At 68.7% G+C, this 18688-nt stretch carries 21 protein-coding genes and 1 tRNA gene; 10 read left to right on the forward strand and 12 right to left on the reverse strand.

Features of this window, described 5'->3' with window-relative positions; all coding sequences use genetic code 11:
• The first annotated feature begins 84 nt into the window (after positions 1-84).
• From FHU13_RS12625 to FHU13_RS12640, 4 genes are all read left to right on the forward strand, one after another.
• Positions 85-1311, forward strand: a complete 1227-nt coding sequence (locus tag FHU13_RS12625) for an MFS transporter (RefSeq protein WP_183436230.1) — start codon at positions 85-87, stop codon at positions 1309-1311.
• A gap of 109 nt (positions 1312-1420) precedes the next feature.
• Entirely contained in the window at positions 1421-1786 is a 366-nt protein-coding gene (locus FHU13_RS12630) for a hypothetical protein (protein WP_183436231.1), read from the forward strand.
• A 144-nt stretch (positions 1787-1930) separates the two neighbouring features.
• A complete protein-coding gene (locus FHU13_RS12635; protein WP_210287621.1) occupies positions 1931-2158 on the forward strand; it encodes a hypothetical protein in 228 nt (75 codons plus the stop codon).
• Complete coding sequence (locus tag FHU13_RS12640) at positions 2159-2440, forward strand: hypothetical protein (protein ID WP_183436233.1); 282 nt, start codon at positions 2159-2161, stop codon at positions 2438-2440.
• 227 nt (positions 2441-2667) lie between these two features.
• Here FHU13_RS12640 and FHU13_RS12645 read toward each other — a convergent pair whose 3' ends face one another.
• The 4 genes from FHU13_RS12645 to oxlT form a co-directional block, all read right to left on the reverse strand.
• Positions 2668-4248 (reverse strand): acyl--CoA ligase, encoded by a 1581-nt coding sequence (locus FHU13_RS12645; RefSeq protein WP_183436234.1) that lies wholly within the window; start codon positions 4246-4248, stop codon positions 2668-2670.
• Between the two features lie 2 nt (positions 4249-4250).
• A complete protein-coding gene (locus FHU13_RS12650) occupies positions 4251-5258 on the reverse strand; it encodes a 2-dehydropantoate 2-reductase (protein WP_183436235.1) in 1008 nt (335 codons plus the stop codon).
• Between the two features lie 119 nt (positions 5259-5377).
• Positions 5378-6142 (reverse strand): fumarylacetoacetate hydrolase family protein, encoded by a 765-nt coding sequence (locus FHU13_RS12655; protein WP_183436236.1) that lies wholly within the window; start codon positions 6140-6142, stop codon positions 5378-5380.
• Between the two features lie 11 nt (positions 6143-6153).
• On the reverse strand, positions 6154-7464 hold the full coding sequence (oxlT, locus tag FHU13_RS12660; RefSeq protein WP_183436237.1) for an oxalate/formate MFS antiporter: 1311 nt from the start codon (positions 7462-7464) through the stop codon (positions 6154-6156).
• 290 nt (positions 7465-7754) lie between these two features.
• Here oxlT and FHU13_RS12665 point away from each other — a divergent pair, with 290 nt between their 5' ends.
• Positions 7755-7958, forward strand: a complete 204-nt coding sequence (locus FHU13_RS12665) for a CsbD family protein (RefSeq protein ID WP_183436238.1) — start codon at positions 7755-7757, stop codon at positions 7956-7958.
• 135 nt (positions 7959-8093) lie between these two features.
• Positions 8094-8456: a CsbD family protein gene (locus FHU13_RS12670; RefSeq protein WP_183436239.1), complete on the forward strand. Its 363-nt coding sequence runs from the start codon at positions 8094-8096 to the stop codon at positions 8454-8456.
• A gap of 27 nt (positions 8457-8483) precedes the next feature.
• On the opposite strand, the gene FHU13_RS12675 is transcribed toward FHU13_RS12670, so the two are convergent.
• On the reverse strand, positions 8484-9413 hold the full coding sequence (locus FHU13_RS12675; protein ID WP_409518500.1) for a diguanylate cyclase domain-containing protein: 930 nt from the start codon (positions 9411-9413) through the stop codon (positions 8484-8486).
• A 125-nt stretch (positions 9414-9538) separates the two neighbouring features.
• Here FHU13_RS12675 and FHU13_RS12680 point away from each other — a divergent pair, with 125 nt between their 5' ends.
• The gene (locus FHU13_RS12680; protein WP_183436240.1) at positions 9539-10315 is read left to right on the forward strand and encodes a creatininase family protein; all 777 of its coding nucleotides are present in this window, start codon (positions 9539-9541) and stop codon (positions 10313-10315) included.
• Between the two features lie 47 nt (positions 10316-10362).
• Here FHU13_RS12680 and FHU13_RS12685 read toward each other — a convergent pair whose 3' ends face one another.
• The 3 genes from FHU13_RS12685 to FHU13_RS12695 all read right to left on the reverse strand — a co-directional run bounded on the left by FHU13_RS12685 (position 10363) and on the right by FHU13_RS12695 (position 13311).
• A complete protein-coding gene (locus FHU13_RS12685) occupies positions 10363-11628 on the reverse strand; it encodes a glycosyltransferase (protein WP_183436241.1) in 1266 nt (421 codons plus the stop codon).
• Between the two features lie 50 nt (positions 11629-11678).
• Entirely contained in the window at positions 11679-12962 is a 1284-nt protein-coding gene (locus tag FHU13_RS12690; protein WP_183436242.1) for an alpha/beta hydrolase, read from the reverse strand.
• Between the two features lie 273 nt (positions 12963-13235).
• Positions 13236-13311: transfer RNA gene (locus FHU13_RS12695), tRNA-Thr, on the reverse strand.
• A 309-nt stretch (positions 13312-13620) separates the two neighbouring features.
• Here FHU13_RS12695 and FHU13_RS12700 point away from each other — a divergent pair.
• Positions 13621-13959 (forward strand): DUF167 family protein, encoded by a 339-nt coding sequence (locus FHU13_RS12700; RefSeq protein ID WP_183436416.1) that lies wholly within the window; start codon positions 13621-13623, stop codon positions 13957-13959.
• Between the two features lie 21 nt (positions 13960-13980).
• On the opposite strand, the gene cmk is transcribed toward FHU13_RS12700, so the two are convergent.
• Together cmk and aroA are read right to left on the reverse strand one after the other, a co-directional pair.
• A complete protein-coding gene (gene cmk, locus FHU13_RS12705; RefSeq protein WP_183436243.1) occupies positions 13981-14649 on the reverse strand; it encodes a (d)CMP kinase in 669 nt (222 codons plus the stop codon).
• The gene (gene aroA / locus FHU13_RS12710) at positions 14646-16007 is read right to left on the reverse strand and encodes a 3-phosphoshikimate 1-carboxyvinyltransferase (protein WP_183436244.1); all 1362 of its coding nucleotides are present in this window, start codon (positions 16005-16007) and stop codon (positions 14646-14648) included. Before aroA ends, cmk begins: the two co-directional genes overlap by 4 nt.
• A 444-nt stretch (positions 16008-16451) precedes the next feature.
• On the opposite strand from aroA, the gene FHU13_RS12715 reads away from it, so the two are divergent.
• Positions 16452-16718, forward strand: coding sequence for a hypothetical protein (locus FHU13_RS12715; protein ID WP_183436245.1), 267 nt, complete (start codon positions 16452-16454; stop codon positions 16716-16718).
• A 158-nt stretch (positions 16719-16876) separates the two neighbouring features.
• A complete protein-coding gene (locus FHU13_RS12720; protein WP_183436246.1) occupies positions 16877-17254 on the forward strand; it encodes a TIGR02300 family protein in 378 nt (125 codons plus the stop codon).
• A gap of 32 nt (positions 17255-17286) precedes the next feature.
• Here FHU13_RS12720 and FHU13_RS12725 read toward each other — a convergent pair whose 3' ends face one another.
• Together FHU13_RS12725 and FHU13_RS12730 are read right to left on the reverse strand one after the other, a co-directional pair.
• Entirely contained in the window at positions 17287-18024 is a 738-nt protein-coding gene (locus tag FHU13_RS12725) for a ferredoxin reductase (protein WP_183436247.1), read from the reverse strand.
• 14 nt (positions 18025-18038) lie between these two features.
• Positions 18039-18644 carry a sulfite oxidase-like oxidoreductase gene (locus FHU13_RS12730; RefSeq protein ID WP_183436248.1) on the reverse strand — a complete coding sequence of 202 codons (606 nt, stop codon included), beginning with the start codon at positions 18642-18644 and terminating at the stop codon, positions 18039-18041.
• Positions 18645-18688: the final 44 nt, after the last annotated feature.

An 18688-nucleotide genomic window follows, 5' to 3' on the forward strand; every position in this document is an offset into this window, starting at 1 on the left:
CAGAACCCGTGCGGAGAGAGGCTCTCATCCAGCCAAACTCACGAGTCTAAGTTCCCCGCGCAAGCGTCAGCGAGGACCTTTCGTGTGAACCAAGCCGTCCGACTCGATGGATCGATGCACGGCGATCGCGCGCGCCTCGATCTCAAGCGACGCAGCCTCGGCGGGGCGTGCCTCGCCCACGCCCTGCACGACGGCTACACCGATCTGCTCTACGTGATGCTGCCGGTCTGGCAGGCGGAATTCGGCCTCGGTTATGCCGGGCTCGCCGTTCTGCGCAGCCTCTACTACGCGACCATGGGCGGGCTGCAGGTGCCTGCCGACCGGCTGGCGGCGCGATGGCCGATCCGCGCTGGCCTCGCCGTCTCGACCCTGGTTGCCGCCGCGGGCTTCTGCGTGATGGCGCTGAGCGCTAGCCTGGCCGGGCTCTGCGCCGGGTTGGTGCTCGCCGGGGTCGGCGCGAGCATCCAGCATCCGCGCGCCTCGCACCTCGTCGCGCAGGCCTATGGCGGCTCGGCGCGTGGACCCCTCGGGATCTACAATTTTGCCGGCGATCTCGGGAAGGCCCTGTTTCCGGTCGCCGTCGCGCTGCTGCTCGGTATTCTCGCCTGGCGTCCGGTCGCCGGGCTGATGGCAGGGGTCGGCCTTGCCGCAGCTTTGGCGCTCGTCCTCGTCCTGCCGCGGGGATCGCTCGACGCGGCACCGGCGCGGGCCCATCGAATCGGCGGCGAGGGCCGGGGCTTCTCCCTCCTGATGACGGTCGGCGCCCTCGACACGGCCACGCGGATGGGCACCCTGTTGTTCCTGCCCTTCCTTCTGGAAGCGAAGGGCGGCACGGGCACGACCACCGGGCTCGCCCTCGCCCTGGTCTTTTCCGGCGGCGCCTTCGGCAAGGCGGTATGCGGCTGGCTCGGCGAGCGCCTGGGTGTCGTGACCTGCGTCCTCGCGACGGAGACCGCCACCGCCCTGCTGGTCGCCGCGCTACTGCTGCTGCCGCTCGGGCCGACCCTGGTCGTGCTGCCCCTCGTCGGACTGGTCCTCAACGGCACCTCCTCGGTGCTCTACGGCACGGTGCCGGACCTCGCGCCGCGCGGCGACGTCGGCCGGGCCTTCGCTCTGTTCTATACCGCCGTGATCGGATCGGGCGGGCTCGCGCCGATCGCCTACGGGGCGCTGGGCGATCGAATGGGATCGGGAGTCGGTCTCTTGGCGGCCGCTGCCACGGCGCTCACCATTGTTCCGCTCGTGCTTTGCTTGCGCCGGCCACTCGCCCGGATCGAGCGCGAGGCTGAACAAGAACAAGCGCGACTTTAGGGCCCGATTTTCTTTGTACGGCCAAGTCACGCCACCGAATCAGGTCAACCTTTCGTCAAGATCGAAGGCCAAGGGCGTCCCCGAACTGCTTTTCGAAGGGACGAACCGGATGCGAAACACCTGCCTTGGCGCCTGCGCCGGCCTCGCGTTGCTCGCGGGATTGTCCGCTCCGGCGCAGGCCGAGAACCGGACCGCGATGGGCGTCGGCGCCGGTGCCGTGGCCGGCGCGCTCGTGGCCGGGCCGGTCGGTGCCGTGGTGGGTGCGGTGGCCGGCGGTGTCATCGGCTCGAACAGCGGCGCGCGTCCCCGCTCCGCCCGCAAACGCCGCGCCGCCCTGCGCCGGTCGGTCCGTGCCCCCCGCCGCGCGGCCATGGCCGAGCCGGCCGCCATCCGTTCCGAGGCGCCCCGCGCCATGACCACGGGCGGCACGGGCAGCGCAGCGCCGCTTCGCTCGGGCTGGCAGGACCCGCGCTGAGCCCGGATCGGGCTGGCCGCCGGGACTGTCGCTTTCACGCCACAGCCAGGGAAATGCGCAAGCGTGACCGGTCCGGTGCCATTTTCATGACGCGATGCGGCGCGCAGGATCAGCCTCGTGCAATCGTCCGAGAGCGAGGAAGCGATGGCTGATCCGAGCGCCGACCCGAACCGAACGGACCGACTGCAGACGGTGCCCCGCCTCGAGCGGCCCGCCGTCAGCCGGGTGACCAAGGGTGTCGCCTCCGCCATCGGCAAGCGCCTCTCCGTCGACAAGGACAGCGCCCTGCCCGATCGCCTCGCCTTCCTCGTGGATCGTCTCCAGGCCGGACCTCTCGGCCGCACCTCCCTCAAGCATCGTCGAGTTGCCTGAATGTCCAAGTTCGATCGCGCCCTCAGCGACGCCACCGTAGTCCCCTTCCCCGCCGCCGCCACCGAGGCGGTCGCCGACGAGAACGTCGCCTCGATCATCGAGGTGCTTCAGGACCAGCTCAAGCTCGCCCGCGAGGGCAAGCTACGCTCGGTCGCGGTGGTGTCGGTCTCGAACGACGGCAGTGCCATCGGCACGCAGTGGTCCTGCGCCCACGGCGATGTGGCGAGCCTGATCGGCAAGCTCACGGTGCTCTCCCACGACATGATGGCCGCGCGGAACTGATTCTTCTCAGTTCAATCAAACAGAAAGGGCCGGCGGTACATCCGCCGGCCCTTTCTCGTTCCGTGCCCTCATCCCTGAAGCGAATGCCGGAGCCCCAATCCGCAGTGTAGCGCTGCCGGGTTGCTACGGCTCCGCGTCGCGATGACAGGAGATAAAATCTCACTGTCATCGCGAGCGTCAGCGAAACGATCCAGGCACCGCGACGGCACCCGAATCGGGCGAAAACCTCAGGCGAGCCCGAGCTTTTGCGCCAGTCCGATGCGCTGGAGCTTGCCGGTGGCGCCCTTGGGGATCTCGTCGAGGATCAGGATCTTGGCCGGCACCTTGAAGGCGGCGAGCCGCTCCGAGGCGAAGCCGCGGATCTCCTTCTCCACCGCCTCGACGCCCTCGCGCAGCACGATCGCGGCTGCGACATCCTCGCCGAGCTTGTCGTGCGGCACCGCGAAGGTGACGCATTGCGACACAGCCGGATGGTCCATCAGAACCTCGTCGACCTCGCGCGGCGAGATCTTCTCGCCGCCACGGTTGATGATCTCCTTCAGGCGCCCGGTGATCGAGAGGTAGCCCTCGGGAGAGAGCACGCCCTGGTCACCGGTGCGGAACCAGCCCTGCTTGGTGAAGGCCTCGGCATTGGCCTTCTCGTTGTTCTCGTAGCCCTTCATCACGTTGTCGCCGCGAATGACGATCTCGCCGGTCTCGCCCGCGGGCAGCGGCTCGCCGTCGATATCGACCACCGCGATCTCGGGGCCGGCCGCGATGCCGACCGAGCCCGCGTAATGAGGCTTCGGCGGCAGCGGGTTCGAGGCCATCTGGTGAGCGGCCTCGGTCATGCCGTAGGCCTCGATCACCGGTGCGCCGAAGGTCTCCTCCAGCTCCTTCATCACCTGCGGCGGCAGGGACGAGGACGAGGAGCGGATGAAGCGCAGCGGGTTCCGCGCGATGATTTCCTGGTTACGTGCGGCCCGGCCCAGGATCGCCTGATGCATGGTCGGCACGCCGGTGTACCAAGTGGGGTTCACCTCATCCATCCAGCCGAAGAACTTCAGCGCGTTGAAGCCCGGCGTGCAGGACACCTGGCCACCCGCCGAGAGCGGGGCGAGGATGCCGGCGATCAGGCCGTGGATGTGGAACAGCGGCATGATGTTGAGGCCGCGGTCCTCCGCCGTGAAGGCGAGCGCGGTGCGAATGTTGCGTGCCGAAGCGCAGACATTGCCCTGCGTCAGCGGCACGATCTTGGGCCGGGAGGTCGTACCGGAGGTGTGCAGCACGAGCGCAATCTCTTCCGCGCTGGCCGGACCGCCCTTCTCGGCAGGTGTGGCGCTTCCATCGGCGAAATGAAGCGAGAAGCTGCCGGCGCCCTCCTCCGGCGTCGGCCGCAGGCGGGCCACCGACACGCCGAGCTTTTCCGCGACAGCGATGGCGGGCGAGTCGGAGCCCTCGGCGACCAGCAGGAGCTTGGCTCCGAGGTCGCTCATGTAGAACTCGAACTCGTCGGCCTTGTAGCTCGGGTTGAGCGGCGCCGACGTGGTGCCGGCTGCGACCGCGATGAAGGCTGCCGCCATCTCCGGGCCGTTCGGCAGCACGATCGCCACCCGGTCGCCGCGACCGATGCCGCGGGCATTGAGGTCGGCCACGGTGCGTTCCGTCAGCGCCCGCAGGGCCTGGAACGTCAGCGGCACGCCGCCGGGGCTCGACAGGGCGGGGGCCGCATCGGCGCCGGCCTGGATCAGCTCGTGAAGAGTCGTCGCGGCCACGCTGGCCTCCTTGGAGTCGGTGGGGGGAAGGGTGGAAGTCTCGGGCAGAAGCATCGTCACGCTCCCTGGATCGCGAGGCGACCGTTGGCGCGCTCCAGGCTCTGGGCCAGGAGCCGCATCAGGGCGAAGACGGTGTCGATATGCGGGGTTGGCGTACCGGTGAGGCGGCCGAGCTCGATCACCGAGCCGACGAGCGCTTCCAGCTCGATCGGCCGGCCGGCCTCGACGTCCTGCAGCATCGAGGTCTTATGCGGACCGACCTTCTCTGCGCCGGCGATGCGCTTTTCGATGCCGAGGCGGAAGGTGACGCCGAGCCGGTTCGCGATGACTTCCGCTTCGCGCATCATCTCGGCGGCGATCGCGCGGGTATCGGGGAAGCGGCAGATGTCCTCCAGCGTCGCGTGAGTTAGCGCGGAGATCGGGTTGAAGCTGAGGTTGCCCCATAGCTTGAGCCAGATCTCGGCGCGGATGTCGCTGGTGACCGGCGCGCGGAAGCCCGCCTTGGCCAGCCGCTGCGACAGGGCGAGCACCCGCTCCGACTTCGAGCCGTCCAGTTCGCCGAGACCGAAGCGGTTGCCCTCGATCACCTTCACCGTGCCGGGATCGGTGAGCACGGTCGCTGGATAGACCACCGAGCCGATGACGTGCTTCGGGTCGAGGTTGTCGGCGATGAGTCCGCCGGGATCGGCACTCTCCAGCCGCGTGCCGGCATGTTCGCCGCCGTGGCCGCCCATGAAGTACCACCACGGGATGCCGTTCTGCATCGTCACCACGACGGTGTCGGGGCCGATCAGGTGCTTGAGATCGGCGGCGATGGGCCCGACCTGGTGCGCCTTCACGGTCAGCAGCACGACCTCGTGCACGCCCGCCTCCTGCATGGAGCGGGTCGCCTTGACGGATTTCGAGTGGATCTCGGTGCCGTCCTCCTCGATCAGGCGCATGCCGTCCGCCTGGATCGCCGCCGCATTCGAGCGGGCGATGAAGGTCACGTCCTCGCCGGCCTCCGCCAGCCTCACTCCGAGATATCCGCCGATGGCGCCAGCGCCGACGATCGCGATGCTCATGTCTCTCACCCGTGCTGCCGTACGTACTGTCGTTCTTGGCTCCGCCGGCTTGTTCTTGAAACGCCGTTCGAGGCCGATTCCGTCCGGCCCGCAGAGCCCACTTTTGCTTGAGCGTGCCTCTAATCAAATCGGTTCGAGAGCGTTCCGATGCCTTCGATCACCACGTCGACCGTGGCGCCCTTGGGGATCGGACCCGACCCCACCGAGGTACCGCAGGCGATCACGTCGCCCGGCTCCAGTGTGAGCCCTTGCGAGAGCTGCGCCACGAGCCGGGGGACCGGGATCAGCATGTCGCTGATGGGAAAGCTCTGACGCTCGCGCCCGTTGACCAAGGTGCGCACGTTCAGCGCCTGCGGATCAAGCCCGGTCGCGATGACGGGCCCGAACGGCCCGAAGCCGTCGAGGCCCTTGGCGCGGGCCCACTGCGTGAAGCTCGCATCCGCCTTGAGGATCGCGGCGGAGGTGACGTCGTTCACGCAGGTGAAGCCGAAGACGTGATCGGCGGCCTCTTCCTCGGTGAGATCGCGCGCCGTTTTGCCGATCACGATGCCGAGTTCACCCTCGTAGAGCGCCCGTCCTGACGCTTCCGGCACCGCCACCACTGCGCCGGAGGGCCGGTAGGTGTTGGCGGGCTTGATCAGGAACAGCGGCGCCTCGGGCCGCGAAAGACCCTGCTTCTCCATGAGCGCCCCGAAGTTGTTCCACAGGGCGATCATCTTCGAGGGCCGGCAGGGCAGGTCGACGCGAACGTCCGCGAGCGGCAGCACCTGCCCGGTCGGGCTGTTCTCGCCGAACAGATCGCCCTCGCAGACCACGATCCGCTCAGCCTCGAGCCGGCCGAAGCCGTGCCTGCCGTCGTGAACGAAGCCGATCCAGCGCGTCACGGCTCTTCTCCTCACTGGTTACGGGCGACGAAGCGGGCGCGCATCGGCTTCAGGACGAAGAGCGCGAGGAAGCCGGCAACGAAGGCCATGCCGGAGGCGAGATAGAACACGTTCTGCCAGGAGCCGGTGGCGGTCTGGATCGCCAGGAAGGCCGGCAGCATCAGCGAGGCCGTGCCCTTGGCGGTGTAGAGCAGGCCGGCATTGGCAGTGGCGTTCTTGTCGCCGTAGGTGTCGGCGCAGGTCGAGGGAAACAGCGAGTAGATCTCGCCCCAGGCGAAGAACACGAGGCCGGTGAGCAGCACGAAGGCGATCGGCGAGTGGGCGAACATGCCGAGCGCCAAGATGCCCGCGCCCTCGATCATGAAGGCGACGAACATCGTGTTCTCACGCCCGATCCGGTCGGAGATCCAGCCGAAGACCGGCCGTGTCACGCCGTTGAGCACCCGGTCGATGGTGAGCGCGAAGGTGAGCGCCGGCAGCGTCAGGCCCATGAGCGAGACGGGGATCGTGTCGACGTGGAAGTCCTTGGCGATGGGCGCAAGCGAGGCCGTGGCCATCAGGCCGCCCGCGGCCATCATCACGAACATCGCGTACATCAGCCAGAAGATCGGCGTGCGCACCATCTCGGCGGACGAGTACTGGCGGCGGCTCGTGGCGTTGGGGGAGACGCGGCCGGCGAGCATCCGGTCCTTGTAGGCGGCGCTCGGCGAGGAGAGCAGCACGGCAGCAACCATCACCACGAGGCCCTGGCCGAGGCCGAAGACAAGGAAGGTGTGCTCGTAGCCGCTATCGCGGATCATCGCGGCGATCGGGATCACGGTGAGCGCCGAGCCCGCGCCGAAGCCGGCGGCGGTGAGGCCGGCGGCCAGCCCGCGGCGATCCGGGAACCACTTGAGGGCGTTGCCGACGCAGGTGCCGTAAACCGCGCCCGCGCCGATGCCGCTGATGGCGGCGGCCAGGTAGAGGAACCACAAAGAGTCGGCGACCGAGTTCATCGCCCAGCCGACGGCGCAGAGGATGCCGCCGAACAATGTGACAACCTTCGGGCCGTACTTGTCGACGAACCAGCCCTCGATCGGAACGAGCCAGGTTTCGGTGAGAACGAAGATCGTGAAAGCGACCTGAATCGCCGGCTTGCCCCACTGGTACTTGTCGTTGATCGGATTGACGAACAGCGTCCAGCCATACTGCAGGTTGGCGATCATCGACATGCACAGCACGCCGAGGATGAGCTGTCCCCAGCGGCCACCTACGGGCGAATCGGCTCGTGATGGGGAATAGGTGCTGGCGCCGGGCAATGGATCGGCGGCTTGAACGGCCATGGAGCGGTCCCTGATCTCACATTTTCTTGGCGGACCGGGACGGCTGCCCGGCTTAGCCATAATGGAATTTTGGATACCGCATACGTAACCGCTCGTGACCCGAGCTCTGACAGGAAAATATTTGGCCGCTGCGCAGATATTTTTTGAACGGCTTCGCGAAATGAATGCATTTTGCCGCCCGTGTGGGGTGGGCATCCTTATCATAGGAGTGGAACCAAGCGCCTGAGCGATCCGTTCAGCTTGCAGAGAACGCCGTGAGACGGCGCAGAACCAACGAACGGAGAGATGCGATGAGCAGCACGACCGACAAGATCAAGGGTGCCGCCAACGAAGTCACCGGCAACGTCAAGCAGGGCGTCGGCAACGTGACCGGCAACGACAAGCTGCAGGCCGAGGGCAAGGCGCAGGAACTGGAAGGCAAGACCCAGCGGACCGTCGGCGAGGCCAAGGAGGGCGTGAAGAACGCTGCCGATGCGGTGAAGAGCAAGCTCTGAGAGCTGAATTCGTCGCGATTTTCCCAGCAGGGAGCCGACCGCCGAAGCCGCACCCGACCGGGTGCGGCTTCTTTATTTCAAGGCTCAGCCGAAAGGTGGGCTCGGCAGAACCGATGCGATCAACGGGGATTTGTCATGAACAGCGACCAGATCGAGGGCAGCCTGCGCAACCTCAAGGGCCGCGGCCGCACCGCGTTCGGCGACGTCGCGGGTCGCGCTCGCCCCCGGGTCGAGGGCGCCTATGAGCAGGTCGCGGGCGTGGCGCAGGCGGCGTATGGTCGGACCCGGGACCAAGCCGAGGGCATCTACGAGGATGGGTACCGCCTTGCCGACGAGGCCGTCTCGCGTGGCCGGCACCTGCACGATGAGGCCCGCACCCGCGGGCGTCACTTCCGCGACGAGGCATACCGACGGGGCCGCGAACTCGCCGTGCGGGCCGACGAGAACCGTGGAACGACACTGGCCCTGGTCGCCGCGACGGCCTTCGGGCTCGGCTGACTCCTCAGCCGTCGCCACTGACGCGGCCTACCGATCCGCTTCCTTGGCAGCTTTCTTGGCCTCGTAGAGGGCGCGATCGGCTCGGGCGAGCAGGGCGTCGACCGTATCGTCCGGTTCTTCCGAACGGGCGGAGCCGAGGCTGGTGCTCACCCGCACCATCCCGGCCTCCAGAGTGATGGATGCGGCGACGGCCGCGCGAACCGCCTCGGGTGCCACTTCCGCACCCTCGGGCACGATCAGGACGAACTCGTCGCCTCCGGGTCGTGCCGCGAATAGGCCATACGCGGCCGCCAGATCCGCGAGCCGGCGGCCGACTTCCCTTAGGACGCGGTCGCCCGCGGCGTGGCCGAGGCGATCGTTGACCGGTTTGAAGCCGTCGAGATCGAGGCTGATCACGCTTGGCCGCTGCCCGACGGCCAGCCGCCCGGCGAGTTGCTCGCGCAGGTACATCCGGTTCGGCAGCCCCGTGAGGTCGTCGTGTCGGGCGATGTGGCGGAGCCGCTCGTTCGCCGCCTCCCGCTCGGTCACGTCCCGGTCGATGCCGCGATAGCCGCACAATTCGCCGTTCGAGCCGAGCAGCGGCACGCCGCTCGTCTCCAGCATGACCAGTGTACCGTCCTTGCGCAGGTTGCGGTTGAGACGCTGGGCAAAGGGCCGCCGCTCGGCGGCGATGGCGCCGAAGATCCGCTCGACCCGCTCGGCCTCGTCCGGGGGCATGAAGTCGAAGGGCGTGCGCCCCACCACCTCCTCCGGCTCCCGGCCGAGCAGCGCGACGCATTGGCGCGATGCGTAGGTGTAGCGCCCCTGCGCATCCACCTCCCAGATCCAGTCCGAGTTCTGCTCCAGCATCTCCCGCAGACGGGCCAGTTCCCGGCGCATCGCCTCGTCCGGCTCCTCATCAGCAGCACGGGGGGCGGGCAGCATCGCAGAGGGCCGGTTCGGAGAATTCGTGTTCACGGACGTTCGGTACTGGCCACTGGGACGATCCAACAACTCTTGGTACATCTTGACTAACGAGCGGTTGAGACCGGAAGCGTCCGAGATCTGCGAGCCCGAACGCCCGCGACAACGGAGACGACAGCATGCCGGCGCGATCCTGGCTCGACCTCACGACGGCGGAGATCCGCGCCCGCGATATGGGCCGGACAATCGCGGTGCTCCCGGTCGCCGCGGTGGAGCAGCACGGACCGCATCTGCCGCTCGGCACCGACACGCTGATCGCGGAAGGATATCTGGAGCGGGTGGCGCGGCTCGTGCCGGCGGCGCTCGACGTTCTGCTCCTGCCGGTCCAGGCGATCGGCAAGTCGGACGAGCACGATGCCTTTCCCGGAACCCTGACCCTGACCGGAGCGACCGCGCTCGCCGCCTGGACCGAAATCGGCGCGAGCCTGCACCGGGCGGGCTGCGCGAAGCTCGTCATCGTCTCCTCCCACGGCGGCAACAGCGCGCTCATCGATCTCGTGGCAGGCGAGCTGCGCGGGCGTTTCGGTATGGTCGCGGTCACGACCTCGTGGAGCCGCCTCGGCCTGCCCGAGGGGCTGTTTCCGGACGAAGAGATCCGCCACGGCATCCATGCCGGCGGCATTGAGACCGCGCTGATGCTGGCGCTGCGGCCCGACCTCGTGCGGCGGGACCGGATCGAGAACTTCGAGCCTCGCACGGTGGCGATGGTGCGCGATTTCACGCTGTTGCGCGCCGGTCGCCCAGCGGCATTCGCCTGGAAGACGGAAGACCTCCACTCGTCCGGCGCCCTGGGCGACGCCCGCCTCGGCACGGCGGAAGCCGGCGAGGCCGCACTCGATCACGGCGCGCGCACCTTCGTGCGGCTGCTGGAGGAGGTGGATCGGTTCTCGCTGTAGCGATCCGTCCTCTCACCGCCTGAGGGACGGGTGGCCGTCGGCGGACTTCAGCTGCCCGGCCGCCGAACCGTTCGGATGAAGGTTTCCACAGCGTCGCAGGCCTCCGCGACGCCATCCTCCTGCGCCATCCGCGCCCTGGCCGCCGTGCAGGCCTGAGCGACGCGCGGGTCGGTCAGCAACCGGCGCAGCGTGGGCGCGGCATGAGCCGGCGTGAAGCGGCGGCGGCTCAGGGCCGCGCCGACGCCGAGCCGCCGCAGCCAGCGCGCCTCGTCGAAGTGATCGAAGGCAACGGGGACGACCAGTTGCGGGATACCGGCGGCGAGCGCCTGCGCGACGGTGCCGATCCCGCCATGATGGACGAGCGCCGCACAGCGGGGCAGCACGCGGCTGAACGGGGCATAGGGCACGTGCAGCACGCTCGCGGGCAGATCCGCCGGCACCTGCCCGCCCTGCGGCGCCAGAAGGATTCCGCGCCGGCCGAGTCCGGCGCAGACCCTCAGCGCGGTGCGGAAGAAGGCCTGGCTCCGGGACATGGCCGAACCGTAGGTGAAGGCGAGCGGCGGTGCCCCCTCATTCAGGAAGCGCGTGACGACAGGCGACGGCTCGGCGACGTCGCCGAAGCGATCCGCGAGCGGGAAGCCGACCTGCAGCGACTGAGGCATCCGGTGCGGCTGCGGCGCGGCGTACCATCTGGGAAAGGTGAGAAGGACGCGCTGCGGACTGCTCCACCAGCGGCGGAGTCGGCGCACCGGCGGAAGATCCAGCCTCGCCCGAAACGCGTTCAGGGCCGGCAGGGCGGCGGGCCCGATCACGAAGCGGTCCGCGCCGCGTCCGATCCAGTGCCGGAAGCGCGCCGGCAGGCGCTCGGGAAGTGGCAGGCCAGGCAGAACCGGGGGATCGGTGCGGCTCCCGGCGAGCAGCGGCATGAGATGCACCGTGACGACGTCGAGCCCCTGTTTCTCCTGCGCCACCCGCGCCCCGAGCGCCAGCGTCGAGGCGAGCACGATGCTCTCGCCGGGTCGCGCGTTGCCGGCGAGCCAAGCATAGGTCGGCTCCGTGAGGGCGGAGACGTGGCGGAACATCGTCCTGACGCCGCGCCAGGGGCGCCAGAGTTCGGTCTCGGCCGCGGCGAGGCGGTAATCCGCATCTGTCCCGAGGGCGAAGAACGGCAGGCTCGCCCGCGCGGCCATCGCGGCGAAGGGAGCGGGTGCTGCCAATGTGACCGCGTGCCCCCGCCGCCGCAGCTCGGTCGCGATGGCGAGAAGCGGCAGAACATCGCCGTGGCTGCCGACGGCAACGATGAAAACGCGCATCGACCTCACGGCTGGCTTGCGCTCGTCACCCGCGGGGACGAGCGTCCGGATCAGAGTGGAAGGGCGGGCTCACGTTCGCGGCACGTGGCAGGGGCGAGCACCTGCTCGCGCAGCCGCCGCGGGCCCAGGGTCATCGCGAAAAAGTCGTAGGCGCCGGGCCGCTCGTTCGCGAGGAGGAACTGGAAATGCATCCGGAACGGGCGGAAGCGCACCCGCCGGTAGGTCTCCGGGCAAAGAAGTTCGCGAAAGCGCGCCGAGCGCACGAGAGGATTGGCGACCGGCTGACCACACAAGCGGAGCTTGAGGTCGTTCAGCGGATTGAAGCCCGGGAAGTTCATCCAGTCCTGCGGCGCGTGGAAATCGCACCACACGACGCGCCGCTCCGTGATGAGGCGCGCAATCTCGGCCCGCAGGCGCGCGGCCGCGGGCTGCATCGCCACGAGCGGCAGCCCGGACCCGAGCGTCACCAGCGACAGGCTCGCACCCGAGGTGCCGACCGAAGCGTCGCGGGCAAGCACCCGGGCCGCGACCTCGGCCGCGGTCAGCCCGCCGGAGGAATGGCCGACGATCATCACCTCGTCGGTCGGCTGCCCGGTCTCGGCTCGCACAGCAAGGGAGGACAGGATGTGCTCGGCAAAGGCATCGAGACGCCGCTCGTAATCCGGCCGCCAGCCCTGGCCGTGCTGCCAGTTGAACACCCAATCGTTCAGGAGCTGCCAGAAGAAGACGCGGTTCAGGAAGACCTCGATGGCCTTGATCCAGACGATGCCCGCGACGACGCTCAGCGGCAGCGAGACCCAGAGCGGCAGTCCGAGGCTGTGGCCGAACCCGTCACCCAGATAGGCATGCACCGTCACCCCGATGGCGACGGACAACGCGGTGAGGAGGATCACCATCACGAACGGATAGAGGATGACGTTCCCGTACTTCCAATTCAGCCGGTAGAAGCGGAACAGCAGGCCGCTCAGGATCGTCTGCAGCGTGCCCGCGACGAGGAGCGCGATGCTGAGGAAGCGGGAGCGGGCGAAGTCGCGGGCGACGATATCGTCCCACAGGAGCACGTCGTATCGGGTCTCCGCCCCGTCCTCCTGCTCCGGCGCAGTGACGGTCCAGCTCTGAACCAGGCCGTCCTGGCTCAGGTGAGCGCGGGAGATCTCCCGCTTGCCGCCATCGAACCGCTTCGTGTAGCGGGCCCATTCCCGCACGAACAGCAATCGGTAGCGCGTCCGCGCTTCTGGATCGTAACCGGGAATATAGAAGACGTAGCGGTGGCGCACCGTTCCGAGCCGCGCCTCCTGCAGATCCGGCGGCGTGAAACTCAACGAGTTGCGCATACGTCCGAATGCCCCATCCGGATGACTGCTCTCACGCCGTGGTCGAGCAGGTCCGCCGCACACCGAGAGAGCCTTAAACCTCGCCCAAATGCACTATCATTCGTTACGACTCTAGGAGACGTGAAAAGAGCGCATGCGTCTTGAGCTCGATACCGTTTTCAGGCGATGCATAACGATCGAATGGCGCGATCGCATCTCGGACAGGCGGTCCAACACCGAGCACGACAGGGATGGCGGGTTGGGCCTGACCATGCTGTCAGATCGGGAGCTCAATGGTGCCGGTTGCGGGACTCGAACTCGCGACCTACCGCTTACAAGGCGGTTGCTCTACCAACTGAGCTAAACCGGCATCGCTCAATCCGCTATCAGCCTGTCCCAGACGGCGCAAGCGCATCCCGGGCGGCTCTCTCTGCTTTCATAGGCCGTGAGCCGTATATTGCGCGCAACTGACCTTCGGCTCCTCCGCCGATTTCAAGCATTCGGCCTGGGGCGGCTTCGCGTCATTCGCAGCTAGTCCCGCTAACCATCCGATTCATAGAGCATCGTTCCCTACATCGGTCATGGCCCTCCCGATACGAAGGGATGGGAACGGCTGCCGTCAGGCTGCCTCAGGAACCGGTTCCGGGGTATCAGGCAGGGAGGCGTCGGCGAGGCCTTCCTGATGCAAAGCCCCTTCACCCTCGACACGGACGGCCTCGTTCTCGCCGTGCGGCTGACACCGCGGGCAAGTCGCACCGGCCTCGACGGCGTGCGCACGGAGGCGGATGGGCGTCCCATCCTGTCCCTGCGCGTGGCAGCGCCTCCGGTCGATGGCGCCGCCAACGCGGCCCTCATCGCCTTCGTCGCCAGGAGCCTCGGGCTGCGCAAGGCCGAGGTGACGCTCCTCTCCGGCGAGACCTCCCGCACCAAGCGACTGCATCTCTCGGGCGATCCGCAGGGTCTCGCCACGCGAGTGAGAGCTTGGCTCGCCGGAGAGTTAACCCGGGCGGAGCGCTAGGCCCGCCGGAGCGGGCGCGCCTCAAGCGGCCTTGAGCCGCTCGACGATGGCGACCGCCTCGGCGAAGGCAGCCTCCGCATCGAGTTCGGTGGTGTCGAGCACCACGGCATCATCGGCGGCCTTCAGCGGGGCGGCGGCCCGGCTGGAATCGCGGGCGTCGCGAGCGCGGATGTCGGCGAGTATCGCGGCGAGCGTCGTCTCTTCGCCGCGGCCGAGCAGTTCGCGATGGCGCCGCCGCGCCCGCTCCTCGGGCGCGGCGATGATGAACAGCTTCACACGCGCCTCCGGGCAGACGACGGTGCCGATGTCGCGCCCGTCGAGCACTGCACCCTCCGCCCCTTCGGCGAAGCGCCGCTGCCAGGACAGTAGGGCGGCGCGCACCTCCGGCACCGAGGAGACCCGCGAGGCCGCCTCACCCATCGCCCGCTCCCGCAGGCGCGGGTCGGAGAGGCGCTCGGCCGACAGGGCGGAGGCGGCCCGCGCCGCCGCCGCCGTGTCGTCGAGGTCGCCCCCCCCGTCGATCAGGGTCAGGGCCACCGCGCGGTAGAGCAGGCCGGTATCGAGATGCGGCAGCCCGTAATGTTGGGCGAGCCGCTTGGCGAGCGTGCCCTTGCCCGAGGCGGCCGGGCCATCGATCGCGATGACGAGGGGCCGGGCGTCCCGATCCACGGAGGCATCATCCGAGATCATGCGGCAGCCCCGTCCTCAATGCGGGCGCCGAGCGCCAGCATGGTCGGGCGGAAGCTCGGGAAGCTCGTGGCGATCATCGCCCCGTCATCCACGGTGACAGGCTGCCCCGCGGCGAGTCCCATGACGAGGAAGGCCATGGCGATACGGTGATCGAGATGGGTCGCGACCGTACCGCCGCCCGTGGGTGCGCCGCCGTTGCCCGTCACGATCAGGTCGTCGCCCTCGATCGCGTAGGTGACGCCGTTGGCAGCGAGCCCTGCGGCGACTGCCGCGAGGCGGTCGGATTCCTTGACCCGCAATTCGTGCAGGCCGTTCATCCGGGTCGTTCCGTCGGCGAAGGCCGCGGCGACCGCGAGGATCGGGTACTCGTCGATCATCGAGGGCGCCCGCTCGGCCGGCACATCGACACCCTTGAGGCGGCTCGCGCGCACCCGCAGGTCGGCCACGGTCTCGCCGCCCTCCTCGCGCTCGTCGAGGCGCTCGATATCGGCGCCCATCTCGACCAGCGTGGTGATGAGGCCGGTGCGCAGCGGGTTCATCATCACGCCGCGTAGGGTCACCTCCGAGCCCGGCACGATCAGCGCCGCCACCAGCGGGAAAGCGGCCGATGACGGGTCGGCCGGCACGATCACGTCGGTGCCGCGCAGGGTCGGCTGGCCGGTCAGGGTCACGGTGCGGCCATGTCCGCCCTCACCCGACGGCGTCACGCTGACCTCCGCCCCGAACAGGCGCAGCATCCGCTCGGTGTGGTCGCGGGAGGCGGCCTTCTCGATGACGGTGGTGGTGCCCGGCGCGTTGAGTCCGGCGAGCAGCACCGCCGACTTGATCTGCGCCGAGGCGACCGGCAGCTCGTAGCGGATCGGGATTGCCTCGCGCGGGCCCTTCAGGGTCAGCGGCACGCGTCCGCCCTCGGCCTCGGACACGACTTGCGCACCCATCTTCAGGATCGGATCGAGGATGCGCCGCATCGGCCGCTTGCGGAGGCTGGCATCGCCGTCGAAGGTCGCGGTGACGGGCTGGCCGCCGACGACGCCCATCATCAGCCGTGAGCCGGTGCCGGCATTGCCGAAATCGAGCACGTCGGCAGGATCCTGCATTCCACCGATACCGACGCCGATGATCCGCCAGCGGCCCTCGCCCTCGCGGGTGATCTGAGCCCCCAGCGCCTTCGCGGCGGCGGCGGTGCGCAGCACGTCGTCGCCCTCCAGAAGCCCTTCGACCCGCGTCTCGCCGATGGCGAGCAGGCCCAGAATCATGGCCCGGTGGGAGATCGACTTGTCGCCCGGCGGCTTCAGCGCCCCGTTCAAGGGGCCGCCGGGATGCGCGGTGACGGGCTGCGGTTCGGAATCGTGCGACACGGGGATCTTACGTCTCACTCGAGCGCTGCGCTGAGGCGTGTCGGCACCCGAAAGGTTGCCGAGGCCGCCCGCCGGACGGGCCCGGCGCGACGGGCGCCCGTTACCATGCGAGCCGGCCCGCGTCATCCGCGCGTCATCCGCGCGTCATCCGCGTATCATTCGGAAGTCGGACGGGGATAGGATCGTGCCTCCCGAGTTGCGAGCCTCCCGAGTTGCGAGGCATGGCGCTTTCGCTCGCCTCAGGTCCGGCAGCCGTCGCGTCTCGCACCCTGGCTCCGAATCTGCTGGCACCGAGTGGTAAGCTGCAGGTCGGGATGCGTCTGCTCCGGCTCATCGGCCTTCTCTGCGCACACGACATGCCTCTGTCGGACGGATCCTGTGCGAAAGGCGTGTCGGACCGGCATTGACGCCTATCGACCGCTCGACAAATCGCAACATAAGTTTATGCTGGTGGTCATGACGCCCGTGATCCAGTGCCTGCGCAAGGTCGATCATGCTTCCGCCGTCGCCGATTCGACGGCCGCCGAGCGCGTTCTTCAAGCCCTGGATGAGCTGGAAAGCGCCTATCGCCGACCCAGCGAGCGCATCGTCGCTCTCGAAGCGGTCCTGCATGAGTTCGACCGCGCCGGTCGGGTGAACGACACGCCGTTCAGCCGCCTCCTGCGCCTCACCGTCGAGCGGCGCCAGAACAAGTGGTCGCGCTACGCCTGACGCGGTTCCTCTCTCCGTTCACGGCCGTCCTCGCCGAACCTCCCGCGCGGGATGCGACACAGCGCGCGACATGCCGTTTGACATGGGCTGAGGCTGCGACTAACGGGGCCGCTCTCCCGGATCCTTTCCCCCTTATCCGTCCCCAGAGGTTTGCAGCCGTGGCTAGACCGGAACTCGGCGTCAAACGCCAGTGCATGAATTGCGGTGCCAAGTTCTACGATCTCGACCGTGATCCGGCGACCTGCCCGAAATGCGGCACGATCTACCAAGTCGCGACCTCCCGCGTCGCCCCGCCCGTCGCCAGCCGCGCGGCGGATGAAGACGAGGACGAGGACGAGAAGGGCGGTCCGGAGATCGTCTCCCTCGACGAGGCCGAAGCCAGCGAGGACGATGCCGATATCAGCGTGGATGACGACGAGGGCGGTGACGACGCCGCCAGCGCTACGGACGACGACACCTTCCTGGAGGAAGAGGACGGCGACGACGACGTCTCCGACCTGATCGACAACGACTCGGACGGCGACGAGGAGGGCTGACGCCCTCCCTTCCGGCGGCGGATCGAAACCGGTCAGCCGCCGAAGCGCTCGGTGCGGACCACGCCCGGCTTCACGCCGGCATCCACCAGCAGGTCGGCCACGGTGCCGACGAAGCCGTTGCCGCCGCAGACGAAAGCGTGGCGCGGCATGCCGAGGCACTCGATCGCCGTGTCGATCATCACGCGGTCGATGCGCCGGCCGGCGGTCGCGCCCTCGCGGGTGAGGAGCAGGGTCAGGTCGAAGCCGGTCTCGTCGCGCGAGCGGGCGGCGAGTTCCGCGCGGGCGATGGCCTCGGCGGCATTGCGCACCGAGTAGATCAGTAGCATCGGCACCTCGGGCGCGCGCAGGGCCCGCTCGCGCACCATCGCCAGCAGCGGCACGACGCCGGAGCCGCCGCCGATCAGCAGCACCGGGCCGCCATCCTCCGAACCCCAGGCGAAGGCACCGACCGGTCCGCGCAGCTCGATCGCGTCGCCGACCTCGGCCACGGTGTCGAAGAAGCCCGAAACCTCACCCGCCTCCAGCCCCTCGATCATCAGCTCGATGCCGGCGGGATCGCCCGGTGCCGAGGCGATGGAGTAGCTGCGCTGCGCCTGATAGCCGTCGGGCGCGGTGAGGCGCACATCGACATGCTGGCCGGCCCGGTGCGGCCGATCGAGGGCATCGAAGCGGAAGCTCTTCACCCGCGGCGTCACGGGCGTGATCGCCCGGATCACCGTGGCCCGCCAGGGTGACGGCGAGGGCGAAGGTGGGGACGCGGCACCGTTCACGTCGGGCAATCCTCTCAGTCGCCGCTGAAACGCTGCTCACGCCAGGGGTCGCCGTACATGTGGTAGCCGCGCAGTTCCCAGAACCCGGCCTCGTCCGCTTGCGTGAAGCGCAGGCCCTTTACCCATTTGGCGCTCTTCCAGAAGTAGAGGTGCGGCACGAGGAGACGCGCCGGGCCACCGTGGTCGGGCGGAATCGGCTTGCCGTCGTAGAGGGTCGCCACCATCGCCTTGCCGCCGGTGAGATCCGCGACCGGGACATTGGTGGTGTAGTCGTCATGGCTCTCTGCCAAGAGGAAGCCTGTCGGCGCCTCAAGGCCGGCCGCCACGAGGATGTCGTCGAAGCTCACGCCCTCCCAGGCGGTGTCGAACTTCGACCACTTGGTCACGCAGTGGATATCGCCGCTCCAGCGGGTACGCGGCAGCTGTGAAAACTCGTCCCAGCTCCAGCTCGCCAGCGGCCGAGAGCCCTGGCGCAGGGTGAAGCGCCAGCCGTCGGTCGAGACCCGCGGGGTCGGCCCGAGCTGGAGCACGGGGAAGTCGTCGGTGAGGTACTGGCCCGGCGGAAGCCGCTCGCGCGTCGCCGCAGCAGGGGGCCGCCCGGTAAAGCCTCGCGTCGCCATCACGCTCCTCCGCCGTCTCGCTTGGTCGTCTTGCTGCCGGAAGC

The sequence above is a fragment of the Methylobacterium sp. R2-1 genome, from assembly GCF_014191355.1.
Taxonomy (GTDB): Bacteria; Pseudomonadota; Alphaproteobacteria; order Rhizobiales; family Beijerinckiaceae; genus Methylobacterium.

What these genes read in the sequence shown, in the direction of transcription:
- FHU13_RS12630 (WP_183436231.1), top strand. Translation starts at nt 1,421, where the DNA reads ATGCGAAACACCTGCCTTGGCGCCTGCGCCGGCCTCGCGTTGCTCGCG.
- FHU13_RS12635 (WP_210287621.1), top strand. Translation starts at nt 1,931, where the DNA reads ATGGCTGATCCGAGCGCCGACCCGAACCGAACGGACCGACTGCAGACG.
- FHU13_RS12640 (WP_183436233.1), top strand. Translation starts at nt 2,159, where the DNA reads ATGTCCAAGTTCGATCGCGCCCTCAGCGACGCCACCGTAGTCCCCTTC.
- FHU13_RS12645 (WP_183436234.1), bottom strand. Translation starts at nt 4,248, where the DNA reads ATGCTTCTGCCCGAGACTTCCACCCTTCCCCCCACCGACTCCAAGGAG.
- FHU13_RS12650 (WP_183436235.1), bottom strand. Translation starts at nt 5,258, where the DNA reads ATGAGCATCGCGATCGTCGGCGCTGGCGCCATCGGCGGATATCTCGGA.
- oxlT (WP_183436237.1), bottom strand. Translation starts at nt 7,464, where the DNA reads ATGGCCGTTCAAGCCGCCGATCCATTGCCCGGCGCCAGCACCTATTCC.
- FHU13_RS12665 (WP_183436238.1), top strand. Translation starts at nt 7,755, where the DNA reads ATGAGCAGCACGACCGACAAGATCAAGGGTGCCGCCAACGAAGTCACC.
- FHU13_RS12670 (WP_183436239.1), top strand. Translation starts at nt 8,094, where the DNA reads ATGAACAGCGACCAGATCGAGGGCAGCCTGCGCAACCTCAAGGGCCGC.
- FHU13_RS12680 (WP_183436240.1), top strand. Translation starts at nt 9,539, where the DNA reads ATGCCGGCGCGATCCTGGCTCGACCTCACGACGGCGGAGATCCGCGCC.
- FHU13_RS12685 (WP_183436241.1), bottom strand. Translation starts at nt 11,628, where the DNA reads ATGCGCGTTTTCATCGTTGCCGTCGGCAGCCACGGCGATGTTCTGCCG.
- FHU13_RS12690 (WP_183436242.1), bottom strand. Translation starts at nt 12,962, where the DNA reads ATGCGCAACTCGTTGAGTTTCACGCCGCCGGATCTGCAGGAGGCGCGG.
- cmk (WP_183436243.1), bottom strand. Translation starts at nt 14,649, where the DNA reads ATGATCTCGGATGATGCCTCCGTGGATCGGGACGCCCGGCCCCTCGTC.
- FHU13_RS12715 (WP_183436245.1), top strand. Translation starts at nt 16,452, where the DNA reads ATGCTGGTGGTCATGACGCCCGTGATCCAGTGCCTGCGCAAGGTCGAT.
- FHU13_RS12730 (WP_183436248.1), bottom strand. Translation starts at nt 18,644, where the DNA reads ATGGCGACGCGAGGCTTTACCGGGCGGCCCCCTGCTGCGGCGACGCGC.